At 58.2% G+C, this 12,011-nt stretch carries 10 protein-coding genes and 1 pseudogene; 5 read left to right on the forward strand and 6 right to left on the reverse strand.

Going from position 1 to position 12,011, the window contains the following annotated elements; genetic code table 11:
• Positions 1-3: 3 nt before the first annotated feature.
• From C8029_RS03520 to coxB, 6 genes are all read right to left on the reverse strand, one after another.
• A complete protein-coding gene (locus tag C8029_RS03520; protein WP_193217582.1) occupies positions 4-672 on the reverse strand; it encodes an SURF1 family protein in 669 nt (222 codons plus the stop codon).
• Between the two features lie 99 nt (positions 673-771).
• Complete coding sequence (locus C8029_RS03525; protein ID WP_009571096.1) at positions 772-1,575, reverse strand: cytochrome c oxidase subunit 3; 804 nt, start codon at positions 1,573-1,575, stop codon at positions 772-774.
• A 43-nt stretch (positions 1,576-1,618) separates the two neighbouring features.
• Entirely contained in the window at positions 1,619-2,200 is a 582-nt protein-coding gene (locus C8029_RS03530) for a cytochrome c oxidase assembly protein (RefSeq protein WP_009571097.1), read from the reverse strand.
• On the reverse strand, positions 2,200-2,361 hold the full coding sequence (locus C8029_RS03535; protein WP_009571098.1) for a cytochrome c oxidase system small membrane protein: 162 nt from the start codon (positions 2,359-2,361) through the stop codon (positions 2,200-2,202). The genes C8029_RS03530 and C8029_RS03535 overlap by 1 nt, the downstream gene beginning before the upstream one ends.
• Position 2,362: 1 nt before the next feature.
• Positions 2,363-3,301, reverse strand: a complete 939-nt coding sequence (gene cyoE, locus C8029_RS03540) for a heme o synthase (protein WP_009571099.1) — start codon at positions 3,299-3,301, stop codon at positions 2,363-2,365.
• Positions 3,302-3,458: 157 nt separating this feature from the next.
• Positions 3,459-4,364, reverse strand: a complete 906-nt coding sequence (gene coxB, locus C8029_RS03545; protein WP_152002246.1) for a cytochrome c oxidase subunit II — start codon at positions 4,362-4,364, stop codon at positions 3,459-3,461.
• 179 nt (positions 4,365-4,543) lie between these two features.
• Here coxB and tldD point away from each other — a divergent pair, with 179 nt between their 5' ends.
• From tldD to C8029_RS03570, 5 genes and pseudogenes are all read left to right on the forward strand, one after another.
• Positions 4,544-5,962, forward strand: a complete 1,419-nt coding sequence (tldD, locus tag C8029_RS03550) for a metalloprotease TldD (protein ID WP_152002247.1) — start codon at positions 4,544-4,546, stop codon at positions 5,960-5,962.
• A 317-nt stretch (positions 5,963-6,279) separates the two neighbouring features.
• On the forward strand, positions 6,280-7,443 hold the full coding sequence (dprA, locus tag C8029_RS03555; RefSeq protein ID WP_152002248.1) for a DNA-processing protein DprA: 1,164 nt from the start codon (positions 6,280-6,282) through the stop codon (positions 7,441-7,443).
• Between the two features lie 241 nt (positions 7,444-7,684).
• A complete protein-coding gene (gene topA, locus C8029_RS03560) occupies positions 7,685-10,342 on the forward strand; it encodes a type I DNA topoisomerase (protein ID WP_152002249.1) in 2,658 nt (885 codons plus the stop codon).
• A gap of 153 nt (positions 10,343-10,495) precedes the next feature.
• Positions 10,496-11,200, forward strand: coding sequence for a CoA transferase subunit A (locus C8029_RS03565; RefSeq protein ID WP_009571104.1), 705 nt, complete (start codon positions 10,496-10,498; stop codon positions 11,198-11,200).
• Positions 11,201-11,203: 3 nt separating this feature from the next.
• Positions 11,204-11,829: pseudogene (locus C8029_RS03570) on the forward strand (3-oxoacid CoA-transferase subunit B).
• The last annotated feature ends 182 nt before the right edge of the window (positions 11,830-12,011 follow it).

Consider the following 12,011-nt stretch of genomic DNA (forward strand, 5'->3'; position numbering starts at 1 on the left):
GCTTTAAACTTTTCGGGTTCTGATACGCCACAAGAGGAAGAGAGTCATCCCAAACCAGACAAGACACAGCGAAAACCATGTGATCGCGTATTGCAGATGGTCATTGGGGATGCCTTCGATGCCCACCGGGATCGGCTCGATCCCCTCCCCCGTGCTGTCGCGCGCGACAATCAGGATCGGCTCGGTGCCCAAAGCCGCCGCCATCGCAGGAATATCGCGACCAAACCAGATGTTGCGGCCCAGATCCGGCGCGGGTGTCGAACTGTTCATATCATCGGGCCAATGCAGATTGCCGACCACAGACACAGCCCCTTCTGGGCGCGGCGCATCCTTGGCCATTTCTTCCACAAAGCCACGATCCAACAACACCCGACGCCCATCCGAAAGCGTCAAAGGTGCTACGATCAAATAGCCCGCACCGATCTGTTTGCGCGAGACCAGAACATGCAACTCACCCTCGCCAATCACCCCTTCGGCCATCACCGGAAGGTATTTCATCGACGGGTCCACCACGGCAGGCAGGGGCACCGGATCGGCGATGATCTCGGCGGTGATCTCGGCCAAAATACCCGCCTTCCAGTCCATCCGCGCCAATTGCCATGTCCCAAGCCAGATCAGGATGCCACAGCCGATCACACCGATCAGGGTGGGGAAGATCATTCGTTTGAGCATGCCGTCTCCAAAACTGGTCCCACGCAAAAGGGCGCGAATATCGCGCCCTTCTATCAAGTCTTTACCGTGAGCAAAATACTCATCCGATCCGTGCCAAATTTATTGGCCCCAGATGTAAACCGCCACGAAGAGGAACAGCCAAACGACGTCCACAAAGTGCCAGTACCACGCCGCAGCCTCAAACCCGATGTGATCGTCAGGGGTGAAATGCCCCTTCATCGACCGCACCAGACAGATGGTCAGAAAGATCGTGCCGATGATGACGTGGAAACCGTGGAACCCGGTCGCCATGAAGAAGGAGCCAAAGAAGAAGTCGCCGCCAAATGTATAGCCTTCATGTACGAAAAGCTCATAATATTCATAGGCTTGGAACACGGTGAACAGACCGCCAAGACCAACACCGATGGCCAGACCGGCGATGATGTCTTTGCGCACGTTGCCATGCACCAAAGCATGGTGCGCCCAAGTCACAGCGGCCCCAGAGCACAGCAGGATCAGCGTGTTGATCAGCGGCAGGTGAAACGCGTCGATCGGGATGATTTCTGGCGGCACATAGGTCGCGCCCGGATATTCGGACATCGGGTAGAGCGTGTGTTTGAAAAACGCCCAGAACCATGCGGCAAAGAACATGATTTCGGACATGATGAACATGATAAAGCCATAGCGTAGGCCGATGCGCACCACTGCCGTGTGGTCGCCCGCCTGGTTTTCTTTGATCGTGTCCGACCACCAGCTCCACATCACATACAAAACGCCGATAAAACCGATCAGGAAAATGAACGGGTTGTCGTTGGCCATCCATTGAACAGCGCCAAACAGCATGACAAAAGCTGAGGCAGCGCCCATGAGCGGCCACGGCGACGGCGGCAGGATGTGGTAATCGTGGTTCTTTTCATGCGCCATAATGTGCGTCCCTCTCCCTTGAGGTGGTTGCCCGTATGCGAGCTTAGTTCAGACCTGAAACCGGGGCTGCGTCGCTCTCAAGAGCGGCGTAGTCGTCGGGCAGGTCGGTTTCGTGAAAGGTATAAGACAGGGTGATGCGTTGTACGAACTTCGCATCCCGGTCTGTGGTGATTTCAGGATCGACATAAAAGGTCACGGGCATCAGCACACGCTCGCCCGGTTTGAGCACCTGTTCGGTGAAACAGAAACAGTCGATTTTGGTAAAAAACCCGCCCGCTTCAAACGGGGCAACGTTGTAGGACGCGGTGCCTCCGATGGTGCGATTGGTCGGATTGTAGGCCTCGTAAAAGGCCAGCCCGGTTTCGCCAATTCGCAGTTCCATCGTGTGCTCAACCGGTTTGAATTCCCATGGCATATCCGGGTCGGTGTTGGCGTCAAACCGGATTTTGATCGTCTTATCCAGAATCACATCGGAGCCTGTCGAGGCCTCAGCCGTGGTGCCGCCAAAGCCGGTCACCGCGCAAAACCAGCTATAAAACGGCACGGACGCCCAAGCCAGCCCGCCCATGAGAGCAACGACCCCCACAAGTTGCAGAACTGTTTTTTGCGGTCCCTGAAGTGCCATTACTTCGCAATCTCCCGTTGCATGATCGCCGGGTCGATCACGGTGACTTTCGCCACGGTCAGCCCCAGCATCAAAATGACAAACACGCCCAAGGCCAGTCCAAGCCCAACATTGCGCGAGCGCCGCCGGGTATGAATTTCGTGAAGTTTGGTGATTGCCATCTTAAAACGGCCCTCCAAGGCCCGCGGCCATAAGCCCTTTGTCCAGCATCAGCGCCGTGAAGTGCAGGAAAGTATAGGCCAGTGACAGTTTGAAAAACGCCCGCTCTGCCTTGTAATTGTCGGCCTCGGCCTGCTCTTCATTGCGGCGCCAAATCACAATCGCACCCTTGAGGAACAAGCCATTGAGCACGACAAAAGCCACCAGATAGGCCCAGCCTGCCAAGGGTGTGAGGAACATTGCACCTGCGGTCAGCGCCAAAAGCACGGTGTAGGCCAGGATATGATTGCGGGTGACGCGTTTGCCATGGGTCACGGTCAACATCGGCACTTTCGCCTTGTCGTAATCCGCGTTCATGAACAGTGCCAAAGCCCAGAAATGCGGCGGCGTCCACATGAACACCAGCATGAACATCAACACGGACGGCAGGGTGATGTCACCCGTCACAGCGGCCCAACCGATCATCGGAGGAAAGGCACCGGCGGCGCCACCGATCACGATGTTCTGCGGCGTCGAGCGTTTGAGCCACATGGTATAGACCACGGCGTAAAAGAAAATTGTAAAGGCCAAAAGCCCGGCAGCGACCCAATTGGTCGCAAGGCCAAGCATGACGACAGAGAAAGCCGAAAGCGTCAGGCCAATGGCCAATGCCTCTTCGGGGGCGACTTTGCCCGACGGGATCGGACGCGATTTCGTGCGTTTCATCACCTGATCAATATCGGCATCATACCACATGTTCAGCGCGCCGGACGCGCCGCCGCCAATGGCGATGCACAGAATGGCGAAAAAGCCGATAAACGGGTGAATGCCACCGGGCGCGACGATCATGCCCGCGAAGGCGGTGAACACGACGAGAGACATCACACGCGGCTTGAGCAAGGCGAAATAATCGCCAAACCCGGCCTCGCGGCTGTCGTCCATGTTGATCGTCGCGTCAGTCATCGCGTCTACCTATTCCTTGGCCCTGCCCTCTCAAACCTGCCCTTTGGGTCTGTGCCTGTGGGGTCTATGTCTGTGCGGACAGGGCGTTTTCGTGCGTGGGACTTAATGTGCCAGATGGGGCGGTTGACCCGCCCTCACCTGAAATGATGAAAGACGCTTACTCAGCCAAGGCCAATTTAACCGCGCTCGGAGCGGTCTCGATCGAGGCGTATTCTTCTTTCGCGCCCGCCAACCATGTGGCGTAGTCTTCCTCGGACACAACCTTCACCGTGATCGGCATGAAGGCGTGATCCTTGCCACACAGCTCGGAACACTGACCAAAGAAGGTGCCGGTTTTCTCGGCTTTGAACCAAAGTTCAGCCACACGACCCGGAACCGCATCCTGTTTCACGCCAAAGGCCGGGATGGTCCAGCTGTGGATCACATCCGCGCCGGTCACGCCCATAACGATGGTTTTGCCAACCGGGACAACAACCTGTGTATCCGTTGCCAAGAGGAACTGATCGGGGGTGTAACCCGCATCGGCCAACATCTGCTCAACCTCAGGGGTGCGCATATACTCGCCGCCCGTGGCCGGTTGACCGATCATGTAGCTGTCAAAGGCAAACCCTTCGTCCACATATTCGTAGCCCCAGTACCACTGATACCCGGTCACTTTGATGTAAATGTCGCCCTCGGGGATTTCCTGTTGCTTGAACAGAACCGGAAGCGAGAAAGCCCCGATCACCACAAGGATCAAAATCGGCACAATCGTCCAGGCCACCTCGATTTGAGTGTGATGGGTGAAGGTCGCCGGGGTTTTGTTGCTGCGCGAATTATAGCGCACGATCACCCAAAGGATCAAAAGCGCAACGAAAAGGACAATCGCACCGATAATCCAGTTCAGCATATGATCCAGACCGTGAATATCGCGCGCCAACTCGGTCGCGGCGGGCTGAAAGCCCATTTTCCCGGAAACAGGCGCACCCAAAAGCTCACCAGCATCTTGGGCAAAGGCTTGTGTCGCGCCAAGGGTTGCGAAAAAAACGGCCGCCAAGCCGGACAAAAGGGGTTTTGTGCGCATTCTCTCTTCCCATTATTGCAGTCGAAGGCAGGGGCCTGTCGATGCCGCCCCGTTCATGCGGGTGCGTTTTCGTTTGAGTCTTTCCCATCAAAAACCATATTAGACGCGACGGGACAAGAATTCCCCGCCGCTTTGAGCGGTTTTTTTGATCTAGATCAAGTCCCAAGGGAGAAAAATCAATGCCATCGAGACGTTTTGACCCATTTACAAACACACTCGACTTCGACACGTCGCTGGCGATTCTGCGCGCAGCCGTGGATGGGGCCGATGATGGCGAACTGTTCTTTGAACGGCGCACCTCCGAAGGCATCGTTTTGGACGACGGACGGATTCGCACCGCATCCTATGATGCCTCCGAGGGATTCGGCCTGCGCGCCGTGCGCGGCGAAACCGCAGGCTACGCCCATTCCACCACAATCAGCGAAGCTGCGATCAAACGCGCCGCTGAAACCGCCCGTCTTGCGGTGGGCGATGGCGGCGGCGCCATGGCGGCGGGCCCGCGCGCCACGAATGTCAAACTCTACACGGATGAGAACCCGCTCGATGGTGCGGCCTTTGAGGTCAAAATCGACACATTGGGCGAAATTGACGCCTATCTGCGCGACCTCGATCCGCGCGTGGTGCAAGTCTCCGCCACGTTGGCCGCCTCGCATCAAGAGGTGTTCATACTGCGCCCCGAAGGCACGCTTGTTTCCGACATCCGCCCGATGGCACGGCTCAACATTTCGGTCATCGTCGATCAGGCCGGACGACGCGAAAGCGGCTCGGCGGGTGGCGGCGGGCGCTATGGCTTTGACGGTCTGTTGCAGCCCGAGCATTGGCAATCCGTCGCCCGCGAGGCCCTGCGCATCGCCGCTGTCAACCTTGAGGCCGTCCCTGCCCCTGCGGGCGTCATGGATGTGGCCCTTGGCAACGGCTGGCCGGGTGTGTTGTTGCACGAAGCGGTCGGGCACGGGCTTGAGGGCGATTTCAACCGCAAAGGCACCTCCGCCTTTGCCGGTCTGATGGGGCAACAGGTCGCGGCCAAAGGCGTCACCGTTTTGGACGATGGCACGATCCCGGATCGGCGCGGGTCGATTTCGGTCGATGACGAAGGCACGCCCTCGTCCAAAACCACGCTGATCGAAGACGGCATCCTTGTGGGCTACATGCAAGACCGCCAAAACGCTCGCCTCATGAATGTCGCCCCCACCGGCAATGGTCGCCGCGAAAGCTACGCCCATGCGCCAATGCCGCGGATGACCAACACCTATATGCTCGGCGGCGACGCCGCCCCCGAAGAGATCGTCTCCGAGATCAAAGACGGGATTTATGCCGTGGGCTTTTCCGGCGGGCAGGTTGACATCACCAACGGCAAATTCGTCTTTAACTGCACCGAGGCGTATCGGGTCGAAAGCGGCCGCATCGGCGCGCCGGTCAAGGGGGCGACGCTGATTGGCGATGGTGCCACCGCGATGCGCAACATCCGCGCCATTGGCAATGACATGGCGCTCGACCCCGGTGTCGGCAATTGTGGCAAATCGGGACAATGGGTGCCGGTGGGCGTGGGGCAGCCGACGCTTTTGATCGGCGGGCTGACCGTCGGCGGCTCGGCCTGACCCACGCAGATCGGCACCGGATCACGTTAAAGCGTTCCGCCATAAACCTGAATCACGGGTTTATGGCGGAACGCCCACACCATGGATATGTCTGGCAGCGTCACGCCTTTCCCCTGTCTCAGGTAAAAGGCGTGACGCTTTAACCATTATGAACAGGGCGGCCGAAGAGGTCGCCCTTTTGCGTAGGTGCGGCGCGCAGAGCGGACGGTATGGTAAAAAAATTCAAGACCATTGCACTAAAATGCAATGTTTCTTGGTTTTGGTAACGCCTCATTAACCAATTTGCGGCAATGTGAAAGGGCAAGAGACGGAGAGAGTTGATCTTGGAGTTCATCCCTTCCCACCACCCCCTCACCCCACCCCACACCGTGGAAGATCGGGTCGATTGGCTCCGCCTCTTGCGCTCCCGCCGCGTCGGTATCAGCACCTTTTATCGGATGCTGGAGGAACACGGCGATGCGCGCGCCGCCCTTGAGGCCCTCCCTGAAATCGCCAAACAAGCCGGTGTATCCGATTATCAAACCTGCCCGCGGGGTGTCGTTGAGGCCGAATTGAAAGCCGGTCGTAAACACGGCGCGCGTTTGATCACCCGCGCCGATCCTGACTATCCCGCCCTTCTCGCCCTGATTGATGACGCCCCACCCGCGCTTTGGGTCAAGGGCGACCTGTCGCTGTTTGAGCGTCCTTCCTTGGCGCTGGTCGGCGCGCGCAATGCCTCATCATTGGGCGTGCGTTTCGCCCGCACTCTGGCGCGAGAATTGGGCGAGGAAGGCTTTGCCATCGCCTCCGGTCTGGCCCGTGGCATTGACGCGGCGGCGCATGAGGCGGCGCTTGCGAGCGGCACCATCGCCGTTTTGGCGGGGGGCCTTGATATGATCTACCCCGCCGAGAACGCCGATCTTTACCATAAAATCGCCGAGACCGGGCTTTTGATCTCGGAACAGCCTTTTAGCATGAAACCCTTCGCCCGGCATTTCCCGATGCGCAACCGCATCGTCTCTGGCCTGTCTCATGCCACCGTGGTGATCGAGGCGGCGGCGCGCTCGGGCTCACTTCTGACGGCAGGCAATGCCCTGGATCAGGGGCGCGAGGTCATGGCCGTGCCGGGGCATCCGTTTGATGCCCGCACATCTGGCTGCAACATGTTGATCCGCGATGGCGCCACCTTGGTGCGGGGAGCGCGCGATGTGATCGACACGCTGGCCGCCGCTTCGCCCTTGGCTCAAACCGTACATCACACGCCCGCGACCGCGATCCCCGTCACACCCCGGCCAACGCCCAGTCCAGACCTGCGCGGGTTCAAAGGCCACGCCATGCTGCATGACGAAATCCTCGCCCGTCTCTCTGGTGCGCCCCTGCCGGAGGACGACCTGATCCGCGACATCGGCATCCCGGCGGATCAACTCAGTTCCGAGATTCTCACCCTCGAACTCGATGGCCGCATCTTTCGCAAACCCGGCGGACTTTTGGCGCTGGGATGACCTTTCATTCCGCTCCCATTTGCCCTGTCACACGCCTTGTCACAAAAAATTCCCAAAGCCGTTGATCCACGGGTTTTTGTCCCGATACCTTTAGGTATCGCGCGGACATCATGCCGCATGACGGGATAAACAGGCTTGCCTTGGCGCAAAAAAACCGTAGATGCCACATTGACAATCAGTCATTGCAGACCCCATTTTCCGCCGCCATAAGGCCAAGAAATCATAACCCGAAGGACAGTCCATGCCAGTTGTTGTTGTTGAATCCCCGGCCAAGGCGAAAACAATCAACAAATATCTCGGCAGCAATTACACCGTCCTCGCCTCTTACGGCCACGTCCGCGACCTCCCCGCCAAAGACGGATCTGTCGACACCGACAATGATTTCGACATGACCTGGGAGATCGGCGCGGACAGTCGCAAACATGTCAAAGCCATCGCCGATGCGCTCAAAAACGACGACGAACTGATCCTCGCAACCGACCCTGATCGCGAAGGCGAAGCGATTTCGTGGCACCTGCAAGAGGCGCTGACCAAACGCAAGGCGATCAAAAAATCCACCGCCGTGTCGCGCGTGACCTTCAACGCCATCACCAAAACCGCCATCCTGGAAGCGATGAAACACCCGCGCCAAGTCGATGTGCCGCTGGTCGATGCCTATCTGGCGCGCCGCGCGTTGGATTACCTTGTCGGCTTCAACCTGTCCCCGGTGCTCTGGCGCAAACTGCCCGGCGCGCGCTCGGCAGGCCGGGTGCAGTCGGTGTGTCTGCGCCTGATCGTCGAGCGTGAAATCGAGATCGAGGCCTTCAATCCGCAAGAGTACTGGACCGTCAAGGCCCTCTTGGAGACCCCGCGCGGACAGACGTTTGAAGCGCGGCTGACCCAGCTTTCGGGCAAGAAACTCGACAAATTCGACCTCAAAGACCGCCTCACCGCCGAGATGGCCGTGCAAGCGGTCAGCTCGCGCGCGCTCAAAGTCGCCTCGGTCGAGGCCAAACCCGGCTCGCGCAACCCCTCTGCGCCGTTCATGACCTCGACCCTGCAACAGGAAGCGTCGCGCAAATTCGGCATGGGCGCGCGCCAAGCCATGAACGCCGCGCAACGCCTCTATGAGGCAGGCCTCATCACCTATATGCGGACCGACGGCATCGACATGGCCCCCGAAGCGGTGACGCAGGCGCGCGACGCGATCAAAGCCCGCTATGGCGACCGCTATGTGCCCGCCAATCCGCGGATTTATAAAAACAAAGCCAAAAATGCCCAAGAGGCGCACGAATGTATCCGCCCGACCGACATGTTTGTGTCCCCCGATGAGGCGAAACTGACGGATGCGGATCAACGCAAACTTTATGACCTGATCTGGAAACGCACCATTGCCTCGCAAATGGAGGCGGCGCGCCTTGAGCGGACCACCGTGGACATCACCTCTGATGACCACGAGGTCGTGCTGCGCGCCACAGGTCAAGTCATTGTGTTTGATGGATTTATGGCGGTTTACACCGAAGGCCGCGACGATGTGGACGAGGATGACGAAGGTCGTCTGCCGCAAATCATGGACGGCGAAGCGTTAAAACGTGTCGCGGGCGGTCTGAAAGCGCAAGCCGCCGACAAAGAGGCCATTTTGGCCGGTGATGACGCTATTTTGGGCCTGCAACACCACACCAACCCACCGCCGCGCTACACCGAGGCGACTTTGGTCAAACGGATGGAAGAGCTGGGCATTGGCCGCCCCTCGACCTACGCCTCCGTGCTGACCACAATTGTGGATCGCGAATATGTGCGCAAAGAACAAAACCGCCTGATCCCCGAAGACAAAGGCCGGATCGTCACGATCTTTTTGATGAATTTCTTCCGCAAATATGTCGGCTATGAATTCACCGCCAATCTCGAAGAAGAACTCGACGAAATCTCGGCGGGCGATCTCGATTACAAAGAGGTTTTGGCGAAATTCTGGCGCGATTTCTCGGCGGCGATTGGCGAGACCTCCGAGCTGCGGATTTCCGAAGTGCTCGATAAATTGGACGCCGCCCTCGCGCCACAGCTTTACCCGCCGCGCGCAGACGGCAGCGACCCGCGCGTCTGTCCGCTCTGTGGCCAAGGCAGCTTGCACCTGAAAACCTCGCGCTCGGGTGGCTTTGTCGGCTGTTCGAACTACCCCGAATGCCGCTACACCCGCCCGATCAGTGGCGATGCCGCCGAAGCGGGCGACCGGATTTTGGGCGAGGACGAAGATGGCAACGAAATCTCCCTGCGTTCAGGTCGCTATGGCCCCTATGTGCAGCGCGGCGAGGTTTCGGAGGAAAATAAGAAACCCAAACGCGCGTCTTTGCCGAAAGGCTGGGACGCGGAGGCGATGGACCTTGAAAAGGCGCTCACGCTTTTGAGCCTGCCGCGCCGGATCGGGGAACATCCGGAAGGCGGCCTGATTTCCGCCAATTTCGGGCGTTTTGGCCCCTATCTGATGCACAAACTGCCGGGCGACGAAAAGCCGGTTTACGCCAATCTCAAAGACCCGAACGATGTGTTTGAATGCGGCATGAACCGCGCGGTTGAATTGATCACCGACAAGCGCAACAACCCGGGGCGCGGTCGATCTTCTGCGGCCAAGCCGTTGAAAGAATTAGGAGAACATCCCGATGGCGGCGGCGCAATCAGCGTCATGGAAGGCCGTTATGGCCCCTATGTGAAATGGGAAAAGGTCAACGCGACCTTGCCAAAGGACATCACGCCAGAAGACCTGACGATGGACCAAGCGGTGGCATTGATCACGGAAAAAGCGGCCAAGGGCGGCAAAAAGAAAGCCCCGGCGAAAAAGGCAGCCGCGAAAAAACCGGCGGCCAAGAAAACCGCCGCGAAAAAGCCCGCAGCCAAAAAACCAGCGGCCAAGGCTCCAGACGCGTAAACCGGGCAAAACGCCACCCAGCCCAGACCCCATCTGCCAAAGGGCCCCTCACCGGGCCCTTTTTGCTGCACCATTTTGTTGCAGTGCGGCATCCTCCATTGACAGCCCGCATCGTATTCATTCCAATTGCGCCGAACAAAACGGGAGAGAGTAATGAAGAAAGTATACGGCTCCGCCACAGAGGCCTTAGAGGGGCTTTTACATGACGGGATGTTGATCGCAGCCGGGGGGTTTGGGTTGTGTGGGATACCTGAGTTGTTGATCGACGCGCTGGTGGAAAGCGGCGTCAAGGACCTGACGATTGCCTCCAACAACGCGGGTGTCGATGGCTTTGGCCTTGGCAAGCTGTTGGAGACGCGCCAGATCAAGAAAATGATGTCGTCTTATGTGGGTGAAAACGCCGAATTCATGCGGCAATACCTGTCTGGCGAGTTGGAGCTTGAGTTCAATCCGCAGGGCACTTTGGCCGAACGCATGCGCGCCGGAGGTGCTGGAATCCCAGGATTTTACACCAAAACGGGTGTGGGCACGGTGATCGCCGAGGGCAAAGAGCACAAGGATTTCAACGGCGAGACCTATATTTTGGAAGAGGGTATTTTTGCCGATATTTCCATCGTGAAAGCCTGGAAAGCCGACGAGACTGGCAACGCGATTTTCCGCAAAACCGCCCGCAATTTCAACCCACCCGCCGCAATGTGTGGCAAGGTCTGCATCATGGAGGTCGAAGAGATCGTGCCAACGGGAAGCCTCGACCCCGATTGCATCCACATGCCCGGCGTCTATGTCCACCGCCTGATTCAGGGCAACCACGAAAAGCGGATTGAACAGCGCACGGTGCGCAAGCGTGAGGAGGCCTAAGCCATGTGGGATCGCAATCAAATGGCGGCGCGCGCCGCATTGGAACTCGAAGACGGCACCTATGTGAACCTTGGCATCGGCATCCCGACCCTGGTCCCCAATTTCATCCCCGAAGGCGTCAACGTGACACTTCAGTCTGAAAACGGCATGTTGGGCATGGGCCCCTTCCCCTATGAGGGCGAAGAGGACGCGGACCTGATCAACGCCGGAAAACAGACCATCACCGAACTGCCCAACACCGCCTATTTCGACAGCTCGTTCAGCTTGGTATGATCCGTGGCGGCAAGATCGCGATGGCGATCCTCGGCGCGATGGAGGTCGATGAAAAGGGCGATTTGGCGAATTGGATGATCCCCGGCAAGCTGGTCAAAGGCATGGGCGGCGCGATGGATTTGGTCGCGGGTGTAGGCCGGGTTGTGGTGGTGATGGACCACACCAACAAACATGGTGAGAGCAAGTTGCTCAAGGAATGCACCTTGCCGCTGACCGGTCTTGGCGTGGTCGACCGGGTGATCACCAACCTAGGCGTGTTGGACGTGGTTGAGGGCGGTTTGAAAATCGTCGAATGCGCAGACGGTGTGACCGAGGCCGAGCTGCGCGCCGCGACCGAAGCGACGATTGTCGACTAAGGCCTCTGTGAATATCTAAATTCAAAACAAAGCGCGGCGGCCCAAACGGGTGGCCGCGCTTTTCACGTCGTTTTTCATGACCTTATTGTTCTAAAATAAGAAACAGCATCATATTCTTGCCCCAATTTGTCGCTAAAACATCGGGAAATCAGGCCACACACAGAGCCCAAAATGTCCATGAC

It is taken from the genome of Roseobacter sp. TSBP12, assembly GCF_009129705.1.
GTDB classification, from domain to species: Bacteria; Pseudomonadota; Alphaproteobacteria; order Rhodobacterales; family Rhodobacteraceae; genus Celeribacter; species Celeribacter baekdonensis_A.

Bases quoted from the DNA above. Each gene is read 5' to 3' on its own strand.
- coxB (WP_152002246.1), bottom strand. From the start codon at position 4,364: ATGCGCACAAAACCCCTTTTGTCCGGCTTGGCGGCCGTTTTTTTCGCA.
- tldD (WP_152002247.1), top strand. From the start codon at position 4,544: ATGCCATCGAGACGTTTTGACCCATTTACAAACACACTCGACTTCGAC.
- topA (WP_152002249.1), top strand. From the start codon at position 7,685: ATGCCAGTTGTTGTTGTTGAATCCCCGGCCAAGGCGAAAACAATCAAC.
- C8029_RS03535 (WP_009571098.1), bottom strand. From the start codon at position 2,361: ATGGCAATCACCAAACTTCACGAAATTCATACCCGGCGGCGCTCGCGC.
- C8029_RS03565 (WP_009571104.1), top strand. From the start codon at position 10,496: ATGAAGAAAGTATACGGCTCCGCCACAGAGGCCTTAGAGGGGCTTTTA.
- cyoE (WP_009571099.1), bottom strand. From the start codon at position 3,301: ATGACTGACGCGACGATCAACATGGACGACAGCCGCGAGGCCGGGTTT.
- C8029_RS03520 (WP_193217582.1), bottom strand. From the start codon at position 672: ATGCTCAAACGAATGATCTTCCCCACCCTGATCGGTGTGATCGGCTGT.
- C8029_RS03530 (WP_009571097.1), bottom strand. From the start codon at position 2,200: ATGGCACTTCAGGGACCGCAAAAAACAGTTCTGCAACTTGTGGGGGTC.
- C8029_RS03525 (WP_009571096.1), bottom strand. From the start codon at position 1,575: ATGGCGCATGAAAAGAACCACGATTACCACATCCTGCCGCCGTCGCCG.